At 50.6% G+C, this 23458-nt stretch carries 21 protein-coding genes, 1 tRNA gene, 2 rRNA genes and 1 riboswitch (1 of these 25 cut by a window edge); of the genes, 9 read left to right on the top strand and 15 right to left on the bottom strand.

Annotated features, from left to right (window positions below; translation table 11 throughout):
• Positions 1-137: 137 nt before the first annotated feature.
• From E6C60_RS00510 to E6C60_RS00490, 5 genes are all read left to right on the top strand, one after another.
• On the top strand, positions 138-2126 hold the full coding sequence (locus E6C60_RS00510) for a M1 family metallopeptidase (protein WP_138223977.1): 1989 nt from the start codon (positions 138-140) through the stop codon (positions 2124-2126).
• 10 nt (positions 2127-2136) lie between these two features.
• Positions 2137-2958 (top strand): hypothetical protein, encoded by an 822-nt coding sequence (locus E6C60_RS00505; RefSeq protein ID WP_138223976.1) that lies wholly within the window; start codon positions 2137-2139, stop codon positions 2956-2958.
• Positions 2959-3191: 233 nt separating this feature from the next.
• Positions 3192-3331: riboswitch (cyclic di-AMP (ydaO/yuaA leader) on the top strand.
• Between the two features lie 3 nt (positions 3332-3334).
• Positions 3335-3808 (top strand): C40 family peptidase, encoded by a 474-nt coding sequence (locus E6C60_RS00500; protein ID WP_138223975.1) that lies wholly within the window; start codon positions 3335-3337, stop codon positions 3806-3808.
• 262 nt (positions 3809-4070) lie between these two features.
• Positions 4071-4559, top strand: coding sequence for a GNAT family N-acetyltransferase (locus E6C60_RS00495; protein ID WP_175415117.1), 489 nt, complete (start codon positions 4071-4073; stop codon positions 4557-4559).
• 144 nt (positions 4560-4703) lie between these two features.
• Positions 4704-5063: a c-type cytochrome gene (locus E6C60_RS00490; RefSeq protein ID WP_138223974.1), complete on the top strand. Its 360-nt coding sequence runs from the start codon at positions 4704-4706 to the stop codon at positions 5061-5063.
• A gap of 92 nt (positions 5064-5155) precedes the next feature.
• On the opposite strand, the gene E6C60_RS00485 is transcribed toward E6C60_RS00490, so the two are convergent.
• Entirely contained in the window at positions 5156-5461 is a 306-nt protein-coding gene (locus E6C60_RS00485; protein ID WP_138223973.1) for a 4a-hydroxytetrahydrobiopterin dehydratase, read from the bottom strand.
• A 43-nt stretch (positions 5462-5504) separates the two neighbouring features.
• Positions 5505-5798 carry a hypothetical protein gene (locus tag E6C60_RS00480; RefSeq protein WP_138223972.1) on the bottom strand — a complete coding sequence of 98 codons (294 nt, stop codon included), beginning with the start codon at positions 5796-5798 and terminating at the stop codon, positions 5505-5507.
• Between the two features lie 196 nt (positions 5799-5994).
• On the opposite strand from E6C60_RS00480, the gene motA reads away from it, so the two are divergent.
• Together motA and motB are read left to right on the top strand one after the other, a co-directional pair.
• On the top strand, positions 5995-6795 hold the full coding sequence (gene motA, locus E6C60_RS00475; protein WP_138223971.1) for a flagellar motor stator protein MotA: 801 nt from the start codon (positions 5995-5997) through the stop codon (positions 6793-6795).
• Positions 6779-7609 (top strand): flagellar motor protein MotB, encoded by an 831-nt coding sequence (motB, locus tag E6C60_RS00470; protein ID WP_138223970.1) that lies wholly within the window; start codon positions 6779-6781, stop codon positions 7607-7609. The genes motA and motB overlap by 17 nt, the downstream gene beginning before the upstream one ends.
• Positions 7610-7705: 96 nt before the next feature.
• Here the strand turns inward: motB and rluF are convergent, their stop codons facing one another.
• Together rluF and E6C60_RS00460 are read right to left on the bottom strand one after the other, a co-directional pair.
• The gene (gene rluF, locus E6C60_RS00465; protein ID WP_138223969.1) at positions 7706-8410 is read right to left on the bottom strand and encodes a 23S rRNA pseudouridine(2604) synthase RluF; all 705 of its coding nucleotides are present in this window, start codon (positions 8408-8410) and stop codon (positions 7706-7708) included.
• Between the two features lie 18 nt (positions 8411-8428).
• Entirely contained in the window at positions 8429-10729 is a 2301-nt protein-coding gene (locus E6C60_RS00460) for a PAS domain S-box protein (protein ID WP_138223968.1), read from the bottom strand.
• A 384-nt stretch (positions 10730-11113) separates the two neighbouring features.
• Here E6C60_RS00460 and tadA point away from each other — a divergent pair, with 384 nt between their 5' ends.
• The gene (gene tadA, locus E6C60_RS00455) at positions 11114-11626 is read left to right on the top strand and encodes a tRNA adenosine(34) deaminase TadA (protein ID WP_407669123.1); all 513 of its coding nucleotides are present in this window, start codon (positions 11114-11116) and stop codon (positions 11624-11626) included.
• Between the two features lie 117 nt (positions 11627-11743).
• On the opposite strand, the gene E6C60_RS00450 is transcribed toward tadA, so the two are convergent.
• The 3 genes from E6C60_RS00450 to E6C60_RS00440 form a co-directional block, all read right to left on the bottom strand.
• Positions 11744-12814 carry a hypothetical protein gene (locus E6C60_RS00450; RefSeq protein WP_138223966.1) on the bottom strand — a complete coding sequence of 357 codons (1071 nt, stop codon included), beginning with the start codon at positions 12812-12814 and terminating at the stop codon, positions 11744-11746.
• Positions 12815-13248: 434 nt separating this feature from the next.
• Positions 13249-13401: a small acid-soluble spore protein P gene (locus E6C60_RS00445; protein ID WP_138223965.1), complete on the bottom strand. Its 153-nt coding sequence runs from the start codon at positions 13399-13401 to the stop codon at positions 13249-13251.
• Positions 13402-13480: 79 nt separating this feature from the next.
• Positions 13481-13822 carry a hypothetical protein gene (locus E6C60_RS00440; RefSeq protein ID WP_138223964.1) on the bottom strand — a complete coding sequence of 114 codons (342 nt, stop codon included), beginning with the start codon at positions 13820-13822 and terminating at the stop codon, positions 13481-13483.
• A gap of 277 nt (positions 13823-14099) precedes the next feature.
• Here E6C60_RS00440 and E6C60_RS00435 point away from each other — a divergent pair, with 277 nt between their 5' ends.
• On the top strand, positions 14100-14405 hold the full coding sequence (locus E6C60_RS00435; RefSeq protein WP_138223963.1) for a hypothetical protein: 306 nt from the start codon (positions 14100-14102) through the stop codon (positions 14403-14405).
• 177 nt (positions 14406-14582) lie between these two features.
• Here the strand turns inward: E6C60_RS00435 and E6C60_RS00430 are convergent.
• The 8 genes from E6C60_RS00430 to E6C60_RS00395 all read right to left on the bottom strand — a co-directional run.
• Positions 14583-14671, bottom strand: a tRNA-Ser gene (locus tag E6C60_RS00430).
• A 71-nt stretch (positions 14672-14742) separates the two neighbouring features.
• A complete protein-coding gene (gene serS / locus E6C60_RS00425) occupies positions 14743-16026 on the bottom strand; it encodes a serine--tRNA ligase (protein WP_138223962.1) in 1284 nt (427 codons plus the stop codon).
• Between the two features lie 121 nt (positions 16027-16147).
• Positions 16148-16735, bottom strand: coding sequence for a pyridoxal 5'-phosphate synthase glutaminase subunit PdxT (gene pdxT / locus E6C60_RS00420; protein ID WP_138223961.1), 588 nt, complete (start codon positions 16733-16735; stop codon positions 16148-16150).
• A 17-nt stretch (positions 16736-16752) separates the two neighbouring features.
• Entirely contained in the window at positions 16753-17634 is an 882-nt protein-coding gene (pdxS, locus tag E6C60_RS00415) for a pyridoxal 5'-phosphate synthase lyase subunit PdxS (RefSeq protein ID WP_138223960.1), read from the bottom strand.
• Positions 17635-17759: 125 nt separating this feature from the next.
• Positions 17760-19163: a D-alanyl-D-alanine carboxypeptidase family protein gene (locus E6C60_RS00410; protein ID WP_233281085.1), complete on the bottom strand. Its 1404-nt coding sequence runs from the start codon at positions 19161-19163 to the stop codon at positions 17760-17762.
• A gap of 168 nt (positions 19164-19331) precedes the next feature.
• Complete coding sequence (gene guaB / locus E6C60_RS00405) at positions 19332-20789, bottom strand: IMP dehydrogenase (protein ID WP_138223959.1); 1458 nt, start codon at positions 20787-20789, stop codon at positions 19332-19334.
• Between the two features lie 292 nt (positions 20790-21081).
• A 5S ribosomal RNA gene (rrf, locus tag E6C60_RS00400) occupies positions 21082-21198 on the bottom strand.
• A 217-nt stretch (positions 21199-21415) separates the two neighbouring features.
• Positions 21416-23458, bottom strand: a 23S ribosomal RNA gene (locus E6C60_RS00395); it runs 891 nt beyond the window's last position.

Below are 23458 nucleotides of genomic sequence, written 5' to 3'. Positions count from 1 at the left end.
AGGTACAGTGAAGAACACTGTCTTTAGGCTGCAAGGCTGTCATAGGCCCTGTCCGTAATTAATTTTATTTTAACTAATAATCATCCCATTGCAAACATATACATGCTGTACATGCTTGTCAACGGGAGGTTATTGAAATGGTCCCACCACGTATCCAGGTCTTTCTCTCATCCATGCTCGCGCTCGTCATGCTGGCAGGAGCATTCCTGCTCATTGCCCGGTTCAGCGGTACGGCCGACCCCGCTTTCGGTCCGGAATCCGGGACAGCACCGTCTGCCGTCAAAGCACCGCTGTCCCCGCCCAAGGTGCAGCCCGATCTGCCGGCCCCTGCCCTCAGCAACCGGCTGGTGGAGTATCACATGGATGTGCGCCTGACGCCGGAAGAGAACCAGTTGACCGGAACACAGACCCTGACCTGGACTCATCCGGGAAAAAAAGCCGTCACCGAGCTTTATTTTCACCTTTATCCCAATGCATTTGCTTCCAAAGATACAACCTTTATGAAGGAATCCGGCGGACGTCTCCGTTCGGATACCATGCCACAGGACGGCTTCGGCTCGATGAGCATTACCGAGGTCAAGACGACAGACGGACTCTCACTGCTGCACCGGCTTCAGTACGTACAGCCGGATGACGGCAATATCAACGATCAAACGCTGGTCAAGCTTCGCCTGCCCCGGCCGGTAAAAGGCGGGGAGAGCATCACCCTGCATCTTGGATTTCAAGTGGAGCTGCCTAAAATATTCGCGCGAATGGGAAGCGCGGGGGATTTCACAATGGCCGGGCAGTGGTTTCCGAAGCTCAGTGTCTATGAGCCGGCAGGAACGCGGGGAGCCTCTGAGGAGGGCTGGAACCTTCATCAGTATCATGGAAATTCTGAATTTTATGCCGATTTCGGCATCTACAGCGTACGCATCCGTGTACCGGAGCATTATATCGTCGCCGCGACCGGCTTCCCGACCAAATCCGCAGTCACATCGGACGGCGAAAAAATATATCAGTTTTATGCCGATGATGTCCACGATTTCGCCTGGGTGGCATCCCCTGATTTTATCGCTGCCGAAGAAGCTTTTTCAGCACCCGGGGTGCCGGGAGTCAAGATTAAGCTGTATCTTGATCCGCTGCACAAGCATCTGAAGGACCGCTATTTCGATGCAGCCAAAGCGGCTCTGAAATCCTACAGCAAGTGGTATGGGACGTATCCATACTCCACTCTGTCCATTGTCGTGCCTCCCGAAGAGGGCAATGGCGCCGGCGGCATGGAGTACCCGACACTCATCACAGCCTTCGGGGCCAAGGATGATTCCCCTGGCTATGAGCTGGAGCGCACAGTCATTCATGAGATCGGCCACCAGTATTTCTACGGCATGATTGCCAGCAATGAATTTGAAGAAGCCTGGCTCGATGAAGCCTTCACTTCTTACGCGGAGGAAAAGGTGATGGAGCTGGAATACGGCCTCACTCCGAACACGGCAGCCCAGGCTGCGTCCATTGCCAAGCCCTCCTCCCTGACGCAGGAGGCATGGAAATACGGCTCCCACCAGCATTATGCCCAAAACGTGTATACCCGTGGCAAGCTGGTGCTTCAGGACATACAGCGGCACGTCGGTGCGAAGACGATGGAGAGGATCATGAAAGCCTATGCCCAAAAATATCGCTTCAAGCATCCCACTACAGCGGACTTCCAGCAGGTTGTAGAGCAGATCACCGAATCATCATGGCAAAGCTATTTCGACCACTATGTGTATGGCGCACAGATGATGGATGTTGCCGTGGAAAGTATTGAGGGGGCCTCCACCGGTACAGCAGACCATCCTTCCTATACGACCACAGTGACGCTGAGCAGCCGGGGAGGACCGGTTCACCAGGTGCCCGTGACGTTCGCTTTTGAGAATGGAGAAACGATCCGCCGGGTGTGGGACGGCAGCAGCGAGGCTGCACGCTTCAAGGTGACCTCCTCCTCCCCGCTGATCTGGGCGATGGCTGATCCCGACTACACGATGGTGCTTGAGAACAAGCATGTGAACAACTATTTAAAGGCCGGCATGGAGGCCAAGCAGGTGACACGCTGGAACCTGAGCGTCACCAAGCTGATCGAGACGCTGTACGGAGCGCTGTCATGGTAGGGGGGATTATATGAGAACATACGCGGGTTTAGGATGGGGAAGTGTGAAGGATCAGTTTTATGTCATTATTCTGCTGTTTGTATATCGGCTGCTCTGGGGGTACTGCCTGTATCGCCTCATTTCCTCCATCGTCGTGCCGCTGCTGCTGCGATACCCCGATCCCGCTCCGCATGAGCTGAGCAGACTGCTTTATTTTTTTGAAGGAGAGCTGGCATTGACCCGCGGCGGACTGCTTTCCGGTGCTGTATGGATGCTGATTCTCCTTGCGGCTGTGCATATTCTGCTGACTCCCTGCATTCGGGCCGGAATGATGTATCATCTTCACCGGGAAGCCGAGGGGGAGCGGGGGCTGTTTCTTTTTCAAGGCATGCGGAAGCTGTGGAAGCCCTTGACGCTGTTCTATATCCTGGAGCTGATCCTGCTGGGGCTGCCCTTGTATTGGTTACTTCCGGAGGCCCTGCCTTCCTTCATTGAAGCAGCCCGTCATCCGCAGGCGCTGCTGCAGCCGGGACTCTGGGTGCTGGGATGGCTTCTGTATGTATGGATCATCCGTCTGGCTTTGCTGTACATGCAGTTTGGATATACGTCCGGCACAGGAACTCCCTCAGCCCTGCTCTTGTTCCTGCGCCGCCTCGGCAGCGCGCTTCCGCTCTCCCTGCTCATTGGCGGCCTGGCCCTGCTGTCCTCGTTACTGATCGGCGGGATGTCCTTATGGTGGTCGGGCCTGATCGGCCTATTGCTGCAGCAGGCTTCCTATTTCCTGAAGAGCCTTTTTCAAGTGTGGGGAATGGCCTCACAGTATCACGTATTTAAATCATCATCTACAAAATAAAAAGTTATCGGTCCACTAAAAAAGGAGCTGCCGACAAGATTGAATCTTGTGGCGACAGCTCCTTTTTGCTGCTTCCCGGGACATCCGTTTCTTTTTTTATTAAATATCGTTCCTTTGTTTGCCAAAATGTAAATACTCTGCTAAAATAACGAAAGTGATAGTAACAAATTTGTCATCTTGATGTCATCATTTATGTACCTAGCCATATTGTCGTTGAGTCCAATACTTTAACATTTTTCAGAAAGCCGAATTTCCGAATGTAAGGAAAACGGGGGATCCGTCCTGGGTGAATTGACCTTGTAACAGAGGGGTCATAGGTTAACCTTCTCAACCGAACCCTTAAGCTAACCTCGCAGGCTTGGAAGGAGCTTTTCACGTGAAGAAGAAGTTGGCTGCAGTCTCACTTGGTTTAGCGCTCGCGCTCAGCATTACTGCCGGAAGCGCTTTCGCAGATTCAAAGCTTACCAGCACGATTAAGCCGGTCATGGGCGTAAGCTATAAGATGGGTGGAACAACGACGAAAGGCTTTGATTGTTCCGGATTTACAAGTTATGTGTTCAAGAAGCTCGGTGTCACCTTACCGCGTGTTTCTTCCGCTCAATATAAGGTGGGGACCTCTGTGTCCAAGAGCAGCCTGAAGGCCGGTGATCTCGTATTCTTCAATACGACAGGCCGCGGTGTTTCCCACGTTGGGATTTATGTAGGCAACGGCAAGTTTGCTCATTCCTCCAGCTCCAAAGGAGTCACTATTACCAGCCTCAACTCCAGCTATTTCGCCAAGCGTTATGTCGGAGCCAAGCGGGTCATGAGTGAGAGCAAGTACAAGGCCGTCGCCGTGAATTACAACTAATCCAATTCATGTCATTGACTTGCCTCGAAGCAGATGCGCCAACATCTCTTCGGGGCTTTTGTTTGTGCTATACTTCTATAACGCAGGAAGAAGGCAAAAGGTTTTTCATTTTACAAAAAAATATGTAAAAGCCACAACTTTTTATCTTCTCGTGCGTCTTACTGCTTTAATACCCGTATCCCTGAGTATGAAACACATTTTGGAAAATAATATGTTGTATATTTTCAAAGCGTAAACAACCCTTTGCCGTGAGGTGCCTCCCATGATTGACTCATACCCTTTATTTCGAGCAGTTCCCATGACCTTTGAGCATGCAATCGACGTATGCAGCTGGCGTTATCCAGAGCCCTACAATATTTATGGCTGGCTCCCGTGGGAGCAAATGGTTCAGCTTGGCGTGGAATTCGGCGATCCCCTCATTCGGGAGGAGCAGTATCTTTCTGTAGTGGATGAGCAGGACAGACTATGGGGGTTCGCACAGCTATTTCCCTTGGACCGGGTCATTCGCATCGGTCTCGGGATGCGCCCTGATTGGTGCGGACATGGAATGGGTAAGCGATTTGTGGAGGCCATTGTAGACGAGGCCAAGCGCCGTTATCCAAGCGGCCCCTTAGATCTGGAGGTTCTGGCCTGGAACGAGCGCGCGATCCGCACCTACCGCAAGGCCGGCTTTGGCATTACGGATTCTTATGAGAAGCTTACGCCTTCCGGGATGGCCGAGTTTTATTGTATGGAATATGTGCCGGGCTAAAGACTGCATTTTGTCACGATTCTGTGATATTATAGCTTTCAGATGAGCATGTCTGTGCTTTTTTTGTCACAACTGCTTTGCTGTCCCGACAGGATCGTCTATAATAGGAATACATGCACATACATAGGAAAGGACGATTTGACGATGCAGAAATGGATCATGAGCGGCATTTTCTTCTTCTCATGCGCGTTGGCTCTTGTATTGTTGTTCACGCTTCCAGGTAAAGAAGAGGCTGCAGAAGAAGCGAAGCCGACCATGCCGGAGGTTACTATGGTTGCAGCAGACGCTGAAGCCGTACTGAAGAGCAGCTGTATTACCTGTCATGGAGACCAGCTTCAAGGCGGTGCAGGCCCGGCTCTGAATCAGGTAGGCGCTAAGCTGGATGCTGAAGCCCTCTTCACTGTGATTTCTAAAGGCCGCCCACCAGGCATGCCTGCTTTCAAGGATTCGCTGTCGGAAGAGGAAATTGCTAATGTGGCGATGTACCTCGCCGAGAAGAAATAATAGCTTCACACGAAACACGCTTGGTCTCATGCAGACCCAAGCGTGTTTTTTTAATGTATAGGTGGTGATTGGATCTTCCCCATGGACCCTCGTTATCCGTTCTCTGCGGACCTTCTTTTCTCGTATACCTCGTTAAACTGCTGTGCCTCTTTAATATCGAGTGCGGTAATACCACCCTCATTCCAGGAGGTCAGCCGCAGCGTAACCGTCTTGAAATCAATGGTGATATAAGGATGGTGGTCAAACGCCTCCGAGATCGCTGCTACCTCATCCACAAAGGCAATGCCTTTCATAAAGGAAGGGAACGTATATTTTCTTATAATCCACCGCCCCTGCTCCAGCTCCCATCCCTCCAGCTTCTCCAGATGGGCTTCTACCTCCTGCTGTGTGTACAGCATGCTTATCTTCCTCCCCCGTAATTCCTATTCCAGCAAGCTCTCCTCAGATTAGCGAGACCACATCCAGCTCTTCCTCACCAATCAGTACATTGATGCGATGCTGCTTCGGATCGTGGATAACGACTCCGCTTCCTACCGGGATTACCGGCTCCGTACCCAGCGCATAAAATAAATCCTCTGCCAAGGCCTCATGGACCTCATTCTGCTCGGTCGTGTTCAAATGCTCCCAATCGCTCAGATCCATTTCAAAAAAAACATAGCTGTCCGGAATGCGTCCGACCGATACCGTAAAGTCAGCAAGAATCTCACCGTAATCTCTACCATGCTTCACACCCATTGACTGTTCACTCCTTTGATAAGCCCTCATCATGCACTTAGTTTTCCCCTGTCTCTATTATACCGGAAAATACCGCTAAAAAAAAAAGCCCTTCCTGACGATAAATAGGGTAGTACCCATGCCACCCCTTATAAAGAGGCGGCCAGCGGGTAAACGAATGGATTCGTTACTTATTTTCTCATGGATGAGGTGTGCTATGGAAATCGCAACAGTCATAGGCTTAGTTTTGGGTTTTCTGTCCGTAATCGTCGGTATGTTTTTGAAAGGTGCCCCCGTTACGTCACTGGTGAACCCGGCAGCCTACCTTATTATTTTTGGAGGAACGGCAGCAACCATTTTTATCGGCTTCCCGATGGCCGAGCTGAAGAAGTTCCCCAAGCTGGTCAAGATGACCTTCTCCAAGCAGAATCTGATGGATAAGGCCGAGCTGATCTCCACGTTCATGGACTGGGCTTCCATCACCCGCCGCGAAGGCCTGCTTGCTCTGGAAGCGAAGGTGGAAGAAATAGACGATGCCTTCCTCCGCAATGGAATGCGGATGATTATTGACGGCAACGATCAGGAATTTGTCAGCGATGTGCTGATGGAGGATATTCATGCAACCGAAGAGCGCCACCGTTCGGGGGCTCTGATCTTTTCACAGGCGGGCATGTACGCGCCTTCGCTCGGGGTATTAGGAGCCGTTATCGGCCTGATTGCCGCGCTGTCGGATATGAGCGATATGAACGAGCTGGCCCACGCCATCGGTGCTGCATTTATTGCAACCCTGCTCGGTATTTTTACCGGTTATGTTATTTGTCACCCGCTGGCCAACAAGCTTAAGCGCATGTCCAAGCGGGAGGTCGAAATCCGCATGATGATGGTTGAAGGACTGCTGTCCATTCAATCCGGCGTATCCACTATCGCGATCAATCAGAAGCTGTCTGTGTTCCTGACTCCGACGGAGCGTCTGCAAATGAGCGAAAAGGAGGCGGGGGCTGGTGAGCAAAAAGACTAGGCATGAGCCCCATGAAGAGCATGCCGATGAATCCTGGCTGCTGCCTTACGCCGATCTTCTTACACTGCTGCTTGCGTTGTTCCTCGTGCTTTACGCCATGAGTGCCTCCGATGCCAAGAAGTTTCAGGAGATGAGCGAGGCCTTCAGCTCGGTCCTGAACGGCGGCGCCAGCGTGCTGGAGTACAATAATACGAAGCCGAGCCAGGAGCCTGCAGATGTAGGCAAGTTTAACGCAGTCACCAATGTCAAAACAGAGGCGCCCAAGCCTACCGAGCAGGCTGCCCGCGAAGCGCTCATGAAGAAGGAACAGGAAGAGCTGGAGAAGCTGAAGCAGCAGCTGGATAAATACATCAAAGACAACGGCTTGACGACCGAGCTTAGCACCAAACTGAACCATTCCCAGCTCATGATCACGATTCGTGACAACGCGTTGTTCGCTTCCGGTGAAGCGGTCATTAAAACAGATTCCCGCAAGCTGGCCGAGGAAATTTCAAAAATGCTGCAGCAGGTTCCGGCCTACGATATTATCGTGTCCGGTCATACGGACAACGTCCCGATGAACAGCGCCAAGTACCCTTCCAACTGGGACTTGAGCTCGGACCGCGCCCTGCAGTTCATGAAGATCCTGCTGCTTAATAAATCGCTGGACCCTAAGCGCTTCATGCCGATTGGCTACGGGGAGTACCATCCGATTGCGACCAACGATACATCAGCGGGCCGTGCGAAGAACCGACGCGTTGAGGTGTCCATTATCCGGAAATATCAAGATAATAACGCTTATATTAATGTAACGAATACGAAGGACGAGAAATAATTCCAGGTATAATTGATAAAAGGGGCGACCGGCACATTACAATGCCGATCGCCCCTTTTGGCGATATCGCGTTCATGTATACGGGAAGCAGCGTTCTCAGCTCAGTGAATAGTTCAGCAGCCGTCCCAGCTCTGACTTCTCTTCACCGGTCAGATCCCGCCAGCTGCCGGTTTTCTGGCTGCCCAATTCAATATTCATAATGCGGATGCGCTGCAGCTTTCTGACTTCATAGCCGAAAGCACTGCACATGCGCCGGATCTGGCGGTTCTTGCCTTCAGTCAGAATAATCCGGAAGGTCCGCTCCGTCATTCTTGTCACCGTGCAGGGCAGTGTCATCTCACCCAGAATGCGTACACCGCTCGACATGCCCTTGAGGAATGACTCTGTAATCGGCCGATCCACGGTAACAACATATTCCTTCTCATGCTTGCCTTCCGAACGTAAAATCTTGTTAACAATATCACCGTCGCTGGTCAGCAGAATTAATCCTTCGGAGTCCTTATCCAGCCGTCCGATGGGAAAGATTCGCTCTGAATGACCGACAAAATCAACAATATTACCTTTGATATGCTGCTCGGTCGTACTCGTAATGCCCGTTGGCTTATTCAAGGCAATATATACATGCTTCTCCTTCTTGTCCAGAAGCCGTCGTCCGGAGATACGAACGTCATCGCCTTCCTCCGCCTGGCTGCCCAAGACTGCCTTTACTCCGTTAATCGTGACCTGTCCGCTCTCGACCAGCTTGTCTGCCTCCCGGCGGGAGCAGTATCCGGTCTCGCTAATAAATTTGTTTATTCTCAAGGTTGTATCCTCTCCATTTTAGCTGGTTTCTTCTTCGGTTCCTTCGGGAACAGCCGGAAGCCGAATGGTCACAGTAGTACCGATTCCTTCCTGGCTGTTAATGTCCAGCGTACCCTGATGCGATTGAATAATGCGCTGACTGACCATTAAACCCAGCCCCGTGCCTGTTTCCTTGTTCGTAATAAATGGCTCGCCAATATGCGGAAGCAGCTTCTCCGGAATGCCGATACCGTGATCAGAAATGGTCACAGCCACTTGATTCTGTGCATGCTTGGCAATTTCAATTTCCACGGTTCCGCCGTCCGGCATCGCCTCTACTGCATTTTTCAATACATTGATAAATACCTGCTTCAGCTGATTCTCTTCACAATATACGAGCATTTCCTGGTCCATTTTCTTCAGCGTAAACATAACCCCATAGAGATGGGCTTGGGTTTCCAGAAGCGACAGCACATCTTTAATTATATAACGGAGCGCCTTTTTTTGATAATGGACGGCTTGAGGCTTGGCCAAAATGAGAAATTCACTCACGATCAGGTTGATCCGCTCCAGCTCCGACAGCATTAGATCAATATGCTTGGGATCATGCTTCTTGGTTTGCTGCTGCAGCTGCAAGAAGCCCTTCAGCGTCGTCAACGGATTGCGAATCTCATGCGCCACGCCGGCAGCAAGCTGTCCGACGGTCGTCAGCTTCTCCGATTGCCGTAATAGCTCTTCCATCCGGTTCCGCTCTGTGACATCCCTCGACACACTAACCAGTGCCGTGATTTGCCCCGCTTCATCCCGGATTGGAGAGGTGCTGACGCTGACCTCAATCTGACTGCCATCCTTGCGCCTGCGGACCGTTTCAATCGGTGCCAGCGCTTCTCCATTTAGCAGGCGCCGCTGATGCTCCTCCTCTTCCTCTCGCAGTTGCTCAGGCACCATGGGCAGCCGCCGGCCGACTGCCTCCTCCGCCTCCCAGCCGTAAAGCTGCTCAAAGGCTTTGTTTACACTGAGAATGCGGCCTGCCTGATCTGTCGTGTGAATCGCATCTGCAGTCTGGTTAATGACCGACTCCAGATATTCCTTAACCGATTGGTTCTCATCAATCATTTGCTCCAGCTGGCGGGTATAGTGGCCCAGATTACGGGTCATGGTATTAATCCGTCCCGAAAGTCTGCCGAGCTCGTCCCGGCTTGCCACTTCTAGCCGCCGTTCAAAGTTGCCATCAGCCACCTCATTCACCGTCGCCAGAATCGCTTTGATCGGCTTCGTGAAATATGCGGCCACGATATAGCTGCCAATGACGACAATCTCCAGGAGCACGAGCGAGATCGCCACCAGGCTGATCATCTGCTCGCGAATGACGGACGAAATGACTTCATAATCCATGACCACACTAATAACATAGGATGGTGCGTCCTGGATTTGAATGGGGATAAAGCTTTTCATCACCTTTTTGCCCTCGATCGTACTGACAAATACGACACTATTGCCTGAGCTCTGCGCCTTCCTGACCGCAGCGCGATCCGACGCCAGCGCCCCGTATTGATAGCTGCCAAATTTGATGGGGCGACTATCCAGCTTGAAATGAACGGAGTCTGTACCATCCTCCTCCATTGTCGAACCACCGAACGTCTGTGGGTTAATGCCGGTAATTTCTAAAATATGCTGGCTTGCTGCGATGGTGCGGTCCACAACCCGGTCCGGGCTGGAAATGTTGGAGAAGTCCTTGATATCCACACCCCGAAAATAAGGATTTATAATATAGTTGCGCTTGCCATCATAGTAATTGCCCCATTTGGCTGTTGTCTCGGGACTGGAGGAGGAGAACTCAAAAGGTCCCGACCAGAAATGATTGGCAGTCTGCCCCTGATCCACCGTCCGCACCTGCGTGTACTGAAACAGCTCCTGCAGTGCTGTATGCCAGTAACCCCAGTTTTTTGTAGATAAGCCCAGCTCTTTCGGATCTGAGGAGCGCTCTACGACAATATCATCCTCCGTCTTGACAAGCAGAGATAAATGATGAACGCCCACCTCTTCAGCCACACGGACCAAATCGCCATTCGAAATGTTCTGGATGTCCGGATCCAGCCGTTCCGCTGCTAGTATGGAGGCCTTCCGAAGCAGATCACTGTATACACCCTCAACGTATTTCGTGCTGTACTCCGTCTGCTCTACCGTAATGGCAATCTGAGTCGCGGCAATGACCATTTTGGCCTCGCTGTCTTTACGCAGATTCTCCTGTGTTGTATAGAAGCTCAAGGTAATATTCAGAAGCAGAATGAACAGAACTGATACGGTGATGATGGAGGAAAGCTTTGTTTTTATAGACAAAAGAGATGACACCTACTCTCTCGGAGAAACTCAGGTCTCAGGTACAAATTTCCACAGCCTGTCACTTTTATGATAACTTCTGACTTACGGTTTGGAAAGGAATTTCAGCTCATGCTGCTGCTGCTGCTCATTCATTTCGTGGTTTAGACATATATTGCACTTCTTACAGCCATTCTCTAGAATAAAAAGAGTTCATCTGCAGAATTTTCGCTTGCCAAGCTTGTCCACAGATTGCTAACAATCACACAAGCTTTCTGTGGAAAATGTGTATAAGTCTGTGCATAAGCCGAAACTTATCCACAAATATGTCCACACCATGTTAACAACCGAATGAATGTTCGTAGAACAAGCTGTTATTTTAAAGATGAAGGAGGACTATCCACCTTGTTATTGTCTAATGACCCTTCCTCTACTGTGGATCAAGACGAGCATGAGCACTGGATGCGCGAAGCGATCTTGGAAGCCCAGAAAGCCGAGGCTTTGGGAGAAGTTCCAATCGGTGCGGTGATCGTCCGGCACGGGGAAATCATCGGACGCGGCTACAATCTCCGCGAATCGACCTTTGATGGTACAGCGCACGCAGAGATTATCGCCATCCGCGAAGCGAGCCGCCAGCTGCAGGCCTGGAGACTGTTGGATTGTCGTCTCTATGTGACTCTGGAGCCTTGTCCCATGTGTGCCGGAGCCATTGTACAATCGCGCGTACCCATGGTGATCTACGGTACGACCGATCCAAAAGCCGGATGTGCCGGGACGCTCATGAATCTCCTTCAAGAGCCACGCTTCAATCATCGCACGGAGGTGATCCACGGGGTTCTCCAGCCGGAATGTGCGTCCCTGCTCACACAGTTTTTTCGCAAGCTGCGCGGCCGGAAGGATGCTCCCCCGCTTCCTTAAGTGCTGTGCTGCCGCGCAGATACCTCACTTCTCTCGTAGAGAAAGACCAGGCCATAGCGGCCTGGTCTTTCTTGTCGGTACATCTATACATTTATGATTTCGTATTGAAGATAAAGATTACCAGCCCATTTGCTCCAGCTCATCCAGTGTGACTACATTATCACCTTCTGGAATGCCCACAACAAAGGTCTGTGGCTCGTTGATCTTGCTGTACTGTGTGCTGCCCTTCACAGCAATCTTCATGGACTCATCCGTTTCCGGCTCCGTGATCTCAACATTCATCGCCATGTCTTGATACACCGGGAAGTCATCCTTATTCACTGCTGTGTTGATGTTGAAATTATTGATCTTCAGATATTGCTGCATCTCTGTCATAGCTTCCTCGAACTCGCCTTGATCGACGTTGTTCAATTCTTCTTTAGCGATATCAATATCTTCTTGCGTCAGGCCCAGCAATGTGCGGTACTCTTCCTTAGCGGCAATGTCTAGAATCTTCGGAGCAGCCTGGTTCACCAGGGTATCAATGGCTTCCTTGATATTGTCATTGGTGACGAAGAATTGTACCACTTGCTTCGCTTCTACACCTTCTGGCAGATTGGCATCCTTCACGGCTACTTCCTTGAAATACTTCTCTTGGTCATATTCGCTAAGCAGCGCGTTCATCACTTCTGTTGCGAATTTCTGATTCTTCTCGGTATCCAGCATCGCAGGATCAAACTCTTCACCCGCTTCTTCCGCCAGCTCCTTCAAGTCAATCGCCAGGTACTTCCCAACCAGATCCTCCGGAAGAGGCATTGTTGGAATGTTCGGAACCTTGACATACAGCATATCTGTGGTCATGACCATATCAACATTGAAGGTCATCGCCAAGTCACCCTTAAGATTAATGCCCATACGCATTTCCGTTTGCTGCGGTTCTGCCTGATATACTCCGCTCAACGTGAGCTCGGCATTCTTCAGCATCGTCATCGCTTGCGTCATCGTCGGGTCATCCTCAACCATGCCTACGTTCATCTGCAGATCTTCAATGATGAAGCTGCTCTTCATTTCATAAGATTCCATGCTCATCGCTTGCTGTGCTGCCTTAGTCATCGCCGCCTTCGGCTCTTCGTTCTTTGCACAGCCGGCGAGTACCACTGTCATCACCATCAGCACGGCCAGCATAAGTGACATAAACTTTCTGTTCATTCGTTTCGCTCCCCTCGGTTCTTCCAAACCAAAAATTACCTCGAAAAAATAACCGACCCTTTCATCATAAACCATTTACACGAAATGAGAAACACTTTATTACATTTTTGTAAATGATGCTGCCCATTCCGTGACATGACCAATCCCCGTGCTATACCGATGTGCATGATCCTATCTCATTAGCACTGCATTCTAACACTGGTTGAATCCCAAGGCTTCCGATATCTTTGTTCGAGTCTTACTTCATGCTCCTCTTCTACGGAGAAGGCTGGAGGAAGTTTCGTCTTTATGAATATTTTACATCCCTATTGTTATAGACGTTTTAACCTTTCAAAAAGTTTTATGTACATTCATTTTCATTTCACAAATAGCGTTTTCCATGAAAAAAGCCTCCGCCTGTGCGGAAGCTTCCATTCACGGTTTAATGAAGCGTGCTAGCCTTCCGGGTTAAAATGACCCGATTGCTTCGCAATTTTTGCACGATGTGAGCCTGTATTCGGCTCTTGATTGCCGCCATGGTCATTATCCTTACGCTGTCTGCGAGGCTCTTGCGCCTCTGGCACAGGAATCGCTTTTGGCTTGCTCATGGAAAGGCCTCCTTTTCAAAGCGTTTAGTACGCTTCTGAGATGACTGCATCTGTATACAGATTGCAGCAGCACAGCCGATTACGGATGCGTGATCTGCTGCAGTGCTTGAGCGCATTCATGGATGTGCCGGGTATAATCGCCTGCCATGCCTTGCACATTCTCATTTCGCTCATCCACCACCACACCTGCGCGCTCCACGTCTACCAGCTTGACCTGAACCTCCCGTGAATCCACATAACGGCACTCAAAATCAAATGAATAATCCTGCCTGCCCGCCGCTTCAATGTGAATACGCAGTCCCTGCGGATTCGCCAGATCGGCCGCTACCTGTGCCCGGTCGCCTGGCTTCAGAATGGTTGGCAGACGCTCCTGCCATGCACCAACCAGCACCTCTTGTCCTACATTCAGCTCTGAGTTCATGTTTGCTACACCCCCCTGATCCTTAAGGTGCGGCGACGAACCCTTTTTTATGACATGTAATATATACAAAAAAACGCAACTTGCCCTAACCAGCAGCCGATGCGTTAGCTGAAGACACGCCATTCACGATATGACTTCTATCATACGAATCGCTGATGTCGTAAAATAAAGGAATAGCGTTCACTGTTTAAAACAGCTATTTCAATGACCTGTTGTGTTGATAACGTATTGGTATGAGGCATATCTGTTTAGTTAGTACTCATATGGAGATGATAAATTGAGAGTAGGATATTCTATTTTAAAAGAAATTCACAACAATGAATTTACCCCAGAGGCTAAGGATTATGGACTTGAGGACCATGAATTTATCAGGATGGTTAAACTTTTAGAGAAGAAAGGCTATCTAGAGAACATTTTAATTGTTGGAGATTTTTTCTCGTTAAAACAAACAAAGCTCACAATCAAAGGTATTCATTTCTTAGCAGAACACTCTGATTTAGACATCCATTACCCTACAAGTAGATCTGAACGAATTGCTTGGATTCAAGAAGACAAGAGAATGTACTCTAACGGTGCAGAGTGATACCGTAAGTACCGATGTTCGTCAGGATACAAGGGAACTCATAACGAAAAGGTTTACTTGTGTTAATACATGGCTAACGGTCACAAACACAAAAAAACGCACCCGACCGCTGTTAACAGTCAATTGCGTTTCCGTCATAATTGCCGCAAATCCCTGCGACAAAGATTTAAGTATGTATGGCGGAGAGGATGGGATTCGAACCCATGTGGAGTTGCCCCCTAACGGTTTTCAAGACCGCCCCGTTATGACCGCTTCGGTACCTCTCCAAAAAGATACAACAATTAATCACGTGCATTAATTATTGTATCACACACAGATCCTTTAAATCAACTTAATTCTACTTTCCTTCGCCGCCGATCACGCTCCGGTTGCCCATATAAGGTCTTAATGCCTCAGGAATCACGATGGTGCCATCCTCCTGCTGATAATTCTCCAGAATGGCTGCGACCGTTCTGCCAACGGCCAGTCCGGAACCGTTCAGCGTGTGCACAAACTCTGGCTTTGCCTTCGCTTCCGGACGGAACCGGATGTTGGCACGGCGAGCCTGGAAATCACCGATGTTGGAGCAGGACGAAATCTCGCGGTACATGCCGCTTTCCGGCAGCCACACTTCCAGGTCATAGGTTTTCATCGATCCAAAGCCCATATCGCCTGTACACAGAGCCATTACGCGATAGGGAAGCTCCAGCAGCTGCAGCACGCGCTCGGCATCCTGCGTCATGCTCTCCAGCTCTGCAAAGGATTGATCCGGATGAACCACCTTTACCATCTCGACTTTATTGAACTGATGCTGACGGATCAGACCCCGGGTATCCCGGCCGGCTGCACCCGCTTCCGAGCGAAAGCAGGAGCTGTAAGCGACATATTTCTTTGGAAGCTCCTCGGAGCTAAGAATTTCTTCACGGTGATAATTCGTGACCGGCACCTCTGCCGTAGGGATCAGATAATAATCCGTATCGCTGATCTTAAACAAGTCCTCTTCAAATTTAGGAAGCTGACCGGTACCGTAGAGGCTGTCCCGATTCACGATATACGGAGGTAGCATTTCCTCATAGCCATGATCACTGTGCAGATCCATCATCAGGTTAATAAGAGCACGCTCCAGCCTGGCTCCCAGTCCCTTATAGAACGTAAAGCGAGAGCCCGTAACCTTCGCTCCAGCTTCAAAATCCAGGATCCCCAGCTCCTGCGCCAAGTCCCAGTGCGCCTTCGGTGTAAACTCAAAGCTTCTCGGCTCAGACCAGCGGCGCAGCTCTACATTCTCCTCTTCAGAAGATCCGACAGGCACACTTTCATGCGGTATATTGGGAATAGCGAGCGTGAGCTCGGCAATGTCAGCTTCAACGAGCCGGACCTCTTCATCCAGGCTCTTGATCCGGTCCGACACCTCTCGCATTTCCAGAATGAGATCATCGGCATTCTCCCGGTTCTTCTTCAGCCTGGCAACCTCGGCGGACACCGTGTTGCGTCGGTTCTTCAGCGTTTCGCTCTCCTGCAGCAGCTCCCTGCGGCGTGTGTCCAGCTTGGGGAAATCAGCGATCAAATCCAGGGATTTGCCGCGGTTCTTCAAAGCTTCCTCCACACGTCCGAACTCGCTGCGCAATATCTTCACGTCTAACACAGTAACCCTCCTAAGTAAAAAAACATCGTATCCACGTCATTCTACTTATTTTATTGAATATTTGCCAAAAAAACAACAATCCTGGCCCTTAAAAAGAGCCAAGATTGTAATTTTAGCCTATTTATAGCTTTACCGCAGCCTGAGCGTCCTTTACCATGTCGGCAAAGTACTGATGCAGTGCGTAATCCTCAGTCAGCTCCGGGTGGTAGGAGGCCGCGAGCAAATGGCCCTGACGAGCTGTAACGATCTCATCCTTATATGTGGACAGCACCTCTACGCCCTCGCCGGTTTCCAGAATCAGCGGCGCTCGAATGAACACTGCCCGCACCGGCTTCTCCATCCCCTTCACCGGCAGATCGGTTTCAAAGCTCTCCCGCTGCCGTCCAAAAGCATTCCGTGCCACCTGAATGTCCATCAGCGCGAGATGTGGCTCCTCGCCGCCTGCGATGTCCTTCGCCAGCACGATCAAGCCGGCACAGGTTCCAAATATCGGCTTGCCTTGTGCTGAGAAATTACGAATGGGGTCGATGAAGCTGTATTTTCTCATCAGCTTGCCAATCGTTGTACTCTCGCCACCCGGAATTATCAGTCCGTCGAGCTCCTCAAGCTGCTCCACCTTCTTGACGGGAACGCCCTCTGCCCCCGTCTGATTAATGCTCCGAATGTGCTCAGCTACAGCGCCCTGCAGCGCCAATACTCCGATCTTCATGAAGCTTTCCTTCTCTCTTACCAGCCGCGATCCGACATCCGCTCGGCCGCAGTCAGCTTGGAAATTTCGATGCCTTTCATCGGGGTGCCCAGGTTCTTCGACACTTCCGCAATCAGCTTGTAATCTTCAAAATGGGTCGTTGCCTCTACAATAGCGCGCGCAAACTTCTCCGGATTGTCAGATTTGAAAATACCGGAGCCGACGAATACGCCGTCAGCACCCAGGTGCATCATCAACGCTGCGTCAGATGGGGTAGCGATACCGCCGGCTGCAAAGTTTACTACCGGAAGCTTGCCGGTTTCCTGAATCCCTTTCAGCAGCTCATACGAAACACCCAGGTTCTTGGCTTCAGCATACAGCTCGTCCTTGGAAAGGTTCTGGACCTTCCGAATCTGGCTGTTGATCAGACGCATATGGCGAACCGCTTCGACAATGTTGCCGGTTCCCGGCTCACCCTTCGTGCGAAGCATGGAAGCTCCTTCACCAATACGGCGCAGCGCTTCTCCCAGATCCTTGGCTCCGCAGACAAAAGGAACCGTGAACTGCCATTTATCAATATGGAACACTTCATCAGCTGGCGTAAGCACTTCACTCTCGTCCAGGTAGTCTACACCCAGAGACTCCAGTACCTTAGCTTCTACATAGTGTCCAATACGAGCCTTCGCCATAACAGGAATGGAAACCACCTTCATGACTTCCTCAATAATGGTCGGATCTGCCATACGGGCAACGCCGCCGGCTGCACGAATATCGGAAGGCACGCGCTCCAGCGCCATGACTGCAGTAGCTCCGGCCGCTTCAGCGACTTTAGCCTGTTCTGCGTTCATGACGTCCATAATGACGCCGCCTTTTTGCATTTCTGCCATGCCTCTTTTTACTCTGGATGTTCCCGTTTCCATGTTAATTAGCCTCCCGATCAATATCAAAATATGTTAATCCGTCATCAATTACGGTATGATTCTAACTTCAAATTTTACTCTACACCCGGGAAATATACAACCCATTTACTCGGGATTTCAATGATTTAGAACAGATTCTTGATGGATTGAAACAAATCTGCAAAAAATTGCTGAATTGCTCGCAAAAACAGCTTGAACCAGCCGGCCTTTTCCGCTTCCTCTGCTGCAATGAGATCGACAGTGGCCTTTTGGATATTCTTTACGCCATCAATGTGATAGCTATACGTCACTGTCCCTACCTTGGTGCCCTTCTGGACCGGAGCGGTCAGCGTCGGGTTATCCAGCTTCGCTTCCACGGTGTAGCTCTTGCCCTCCGAATTCTTTGGCACCATGAAGGATACCGACTTGTCGATGGCAAGCGGAAGAGACTGCTCCTTGCCCTTGCTCACCGGAATGGTTTCGAAGCCTTCAATGGTTGAGCCTGCATCAATGACCTGCTTCACCTCGAAGTTGTTAAAGCCGTAATCCAGCACCTTCCGGGTTTCTGTAAAACGGGACGCCTTCGTTTCTGCACCCATTACGACACTAATGAGACGCAATCCATCACGCTCGGCCGTCCCGGCGAACGTATTCAAAGCCTCTTCCGTAAAGCCGGTCTTCATACCGTCCAGACCCTCATACGCGAAGGCGCGGAAGTTCGGCACGTCCTTATTGGCTTCCAGCATCCAGTTCAGGTTCACGATTGGCGCCTGATCACGCTCGCGGAATTGATACGTTTGAATCGTTGTATACTTTGAGAAGTCCGGATGCTCCTGGACGATGTACTTTACGAGCTTGGCTGTATCCATAGCGGACAGCACCGTTTCCCGAGGATCTGCAGGACGGTATTTCTCGGGCATATCCTTGATGCTCAGACCCGTCGCATTGGCAAAATAAGCGGTTTCCATCCCCATTTTTTGCGCATAGTCGTTCATCATCTTTACAAACTCTTCTTCAGAGCCAGCAATATACTCCGCCAGCGCGACCGTCGCGTCATTCGCCGAGCCTACGGCCATCGCAATATAAAGCTCCTCTACAGTATGCTGGTCCCCTTGGGCCAAAAATATCCGGGAGCCTTGATTTAAAGACGCATTCTCCTGCACCGTAACCATCGTGTCCCACGTCAGATTGCCCTGCTTGATCTCATGCTGGACGATATACTCCGTCATCATCTTGGTCATGCTTGCCGGAGGGAGCGCATTATCGGAATTAAGAGACATCAACACTTGTCCCGTAGTTGGCTCCATGAGCACGGCTGATCTGACCTGCAGGCCCAGTGAATCTACACCCGCCACTTTATCAAGCTTCTCGGGTTTTGCTGTTTCTGCCGGACTAGCCGTCGTTTCTGTCGTTGTAGCCGCCGGTGCAGGTTCAGCTAGTGCAGCCGCGGCCGGTATAGCCGAGAAGCATAATATATTCAGTAACATGACCGATGCCAGCGTTCTCTGAATGATCGGACGTTTGGTTACAGGCTTTACGTTGTGTTTCATCTTATAGGAGATTTGCTCTTTCATTTTGGACTCTTTCAAGGTAATACTCCTCTCTCGCACTCTTTTTGCTTGTTCTATTCTATCAGAAAAAAGACAAGCCGGATACCTTTCAACCGGCTTGTCTCTGTAAGCATGATTAGAGTCGAGAATGTGCCCCGAATCTTCCCCTTACAGGGAGTAGTTTGGTGCTTCCTTCGTAATTTGGATATCATGTGGATGGCTCTCGCGCAGGCCTGCCCCTGTAATCCGGATAAACTGGGTGTCGTTGCGGAGCTCTTCCAGGTTACCTGTCCCGCAATAGCCCATACCGGAGCGAAGTCCGCCAATCAGCTGATGAATAGTATCCGCCAAAGGACCTTTGTAAGCAACACGGCCCTCGATGCCTTCGGGAACCAGCTTCTTGTCATCGTCCTGGAAGTAACGGTCTTTACTGCCTTGCTTCATGGCCGCCATGGAGCCCATACCGCGGTATGCTTTGAAACGTCGTCCCTGATAAATCTCGGATTCGCCCGGGCTCTCTTCCGTTCCGGCAAACATGCTGCCCAGCATGACTGCGCTGGCACCTGCCGCAAGAGCTTTCGTAATTTCTCCGGAGTATTTAATGCCGCCGTCTGCAATAATCGGAACATTATATTCTTTAGCGACGCTGGCGCAATCGTACACCGCAGTAACCTGTGGTACGCCGATCCCGGCGATCACGCGAGTTGTACAGATCGAGCCTGGGCCGATACCGACCTTGACTACAGATGCACCGGCTTCGATCAGATCACGGGTAGCTTCTCCTGTAGCCACGTTGCCCGCGATGATGGTGAGGTCCGGGTAAAGCTTGCGCAGCTTGCTGACCGCTTCAATAATGTTAATATGATGTCCATGGGCAGAGTCTACAGTAATAACGTCTACACCCGCTTTGACAAGCGCCTCTGCACGATCAAAGGTATCCTTTGAGATCCCAATCGCTGCGCCGACCAGAAGGCGTCCTTGCTTGTCCTTGGCTGCGTTAGGGAATTGAATCGCTTTCTCAATATCTTTAATGGTAATAAGACCCTTTAGGACATTATTCTCATCCACCAATGGCAGCTTCTCAATTTTATGCTTCTGCAGGATGGTTTCTGCATCTGTCAGCGTCGTGCCCACTGGAGCAGTAACGAGGTTCTCGCTAGTCATGACTTCGCTGATTGGAGTAGAATAGTCATGAACAAAACGAAGATCCCGATTTGTCAAAATCCCGATCAGCTTATGCTGCTCGTCCACAATTGGAACACCGGAAATCCGGAATTTAGACATTACCTTCTCCGCGTCAGACACCAAATGATCTGCCTGTAAGGAGAATGGATTAGTAATAACGCCGCTTTCCGAACGTTTCACACGGTCAACCTCTTCTGCCTGCTGCTCTACACTCATATTTTTATGAATAATGCCGATTCCGCCTTCTCTGGCAATAGCAATGGCCAAAGGTGCTTCCGTGACCGTATCCATCCCCGCACTGATCAGAGGGATATTCAGCTTTACGGACTCACTCAATTTTGTGGAAACATCCACTTCCTTCGGCAGAACTGCCGATTTTCTAGGAACCAACAGTACATCGTCAAATGTGAAGCCCTCTTTACTAAATTTATCTTCCCACACTCGGGTTATTCCTCCTTTTGTCGTCTTCCTGCGGACTACATACAAGCTGTCTGAGCGGCGCGGGACGGCGTTTACATATGATTTTCAGAAATATATTATTGCAATCTTAGCAAAGGGCATATGGGCTGTCAAGGCGCAAGCTTACCTTTTTACGCGGCCTCGTTTAACGTGCTCTTAAATCCTTAACCCGTGTATATCTGTCCTTATAGGGTGGACAAGAACCTCTAAAATTTTATGCTATATAAATAAATAGAGTCACAATGGGTATCCATTGTGACTCTATAGGTTGTTCGCTTGGCGGCGTCCTACTCTCCCGGGACCCTGCGGTCCAAGTACCATCGGCGCTGGAAGGCTTAACGTTCGTGTTCGGGATGGGTACGCGTGGAACCCTTCCGCCATCACCACCAAACATGATTTTTCGGAGCACAGCTCTTCAAAATCGCTGCGAGAAAATATCAAACCTTGATATTCACCCTCAGTGTGCTCAGATGTTTGATCACCTGAAAACTAGATACGAAACGAATGTGCGTTGTTAGTTTGATCATTAGCGTAATGCTTCCGAAGCTAGCTTTACTCCGCAAAGCTCTGCGGATGCTTTCGTAGCTAGCTTTACTTCGTAAAGCTTATAGGATAAGCCCTCGACCGATTAGTATTGGTCAGCTCCATGCATTGCTGCACTTCCACCTCCAACCTATCTACCTCGTGGTCTTCAAGGGGTCTTACATACTGGGAAATCTCATCTTGAGGGGGGCTTCACGCTTAGATGCTTTCAGCGCTTATCCCTTCCGTACGTAGCTACCCAGCCATGCTCCTGGCGGAACAACTGGTGCACCAGCGGTACGTCCATCCCGGTCCTCTCGTACTAAGGACAGCTCCTCTCAAATTTCCTACGCCCACGACAGATAGGGACCGAACTGTCTCACGACGTTCTGAACCCAGCTCGCGTACCGCTTTAATGGGCGAACAGCCCAACCCTTGGGACCTACTTCAGCCCCAGGATGCGATGAGCCGACATCGAGGTGCCAAACCTCCCCGTCGATGTGGACTCTTGGGGGAGATAAGCCTGTTATCCCCAGGGTAGCTTTTATCCGTTGAGCGATGGCCCTTCCATGCGGTACCACCGGATCACTAAGCCCGACTTTCGTCCCTGCTCGACGTGTAGGTCTCGCAGTCAAGCTCCCTTATGCCTTTGCACTCTTCGAATGATTTCCAACCATTCTGAGGGAACCTTGGGGCGCCTCCGTTACTCTTTAGGAGGCGACCGCCCCAGTCAAACTGCCCGCCTGACACTGTCCTCGCACCGGATCACGGTACCAAGTTAGAACCTAGATACGATCAGGGTGGTATCCCAACGGCGCCTCCACAGAAGCTGGCGCTCCTGCTTCAACGGCTCCCACCTATCCTGTACAGATCGTACCCAAATCCAATATCAAGCTGCAGTAAAGCTCCATGGGGTCTTTCCGTCTTGTCGCGGGTAACCTGCATCTTCACAGGTATTAAAATTTCACCGGATCTCTCGTTGAGACAGCGCCCAAGTCGTTACGCCATTCGTGCGGGTCAGAATTTACCTGACAAGGAATTTCGCTACCTTAGGACCGTTATAGTTACGGCCGCCGTTTACTGGGGCTTCGGTTCACAGCTTCGGATTGCTCCTAACCGCTCCCCTTAACCTTCCAGCACCGGGCAGGCGTCAGCCCGTATACTTCGCCTTACGGCTTCGCACAGACCTGTGTTTTTGCTAAACAGTCGCTTGGGCCTTTTCACTGCGGCCCCCTCGTGCTATTCACACTACCGGGGCACCCCTTCTCCCGAAGTTACGGGGTCATTTTGCCGAGTTCCTTAACGAGAGTTCTTCCGCGCGCCTTAGAATTCTCTTCTCGCCTACCTGTGTCGGTTTGCGGTACGGGCACCTTCACCTGACTAGAGGCTTTTCTTGGCAGTGTGAGATCATGACCTTCGCTACTGTAATTTTCGCTCCCCATCACAGCCCAGCCTTATACAGTGTGCGGATTTGCCTACACACCAGCCTCACTGCTTAGACGGACATCCATCAGTCCGCGTCACTACCCTCCTGCGTCACCCCATCGTTCATAACGGTTTACGGTGGTACAGGAATTTCAACCTGTTGTCCTTCGACTACGCCTTTCGGCCTCGCCTTAGGTCCCGACTTACCCTGAGCGGACGAGCCTTCCTCAGGAAACCTTGGGCTTTCGGCGGATCAGATTCTCACTGATCTTTTCGTTACTCATACCGGCATTCTCACTTGTATGCTGTCCAGCGCTCCTTCCGGTACACCTTCAACCTGCATACAACGCTCCCCTACCCCTGATGCAATGCATCAAGCCATAGCTTCGGTGGTGTGTTTAGCCCCGTTACATTTTCGGCGCAGAGTCACTCGACCAGTGAGCTATTACGCACTCTTTAAATGGTGGCTGCTTCTAAGCCAACATCCTGGTTGTCTGTGCAACTCCACATCCTTTCCCACTTAACACACACTTGGGGACCTTAGCTGATGGTCTGGGCTGTTTCCCTTTTGACAATGGATCTTAGCACTCACTGTCTGACTCCCGGATAATCAGTCTATGGCATTCGGAGTTTGACTGAGCTTGGTAACCCTTGCGGGCCCCGCACCCAATCAGTGCTCTACCTCCACGACTGTCAATTTCCGA

It is taken from the genome of Paenibacillus algicola (assembly GCF_005577435.1).
Taxonomy (GTDB): domain Bacteria; phylum Bacillota; class Bacilli; order Paenibacillales; family Paenibacillaceae; genus Paenibacillus_AQ; species Paenibacillus_AQ algicola.
The sequence above is the reverse complement of the archived record's forward strand: the minus strand, read 5'-3'. Positions and strand labels throughout refer to the sequence as shown.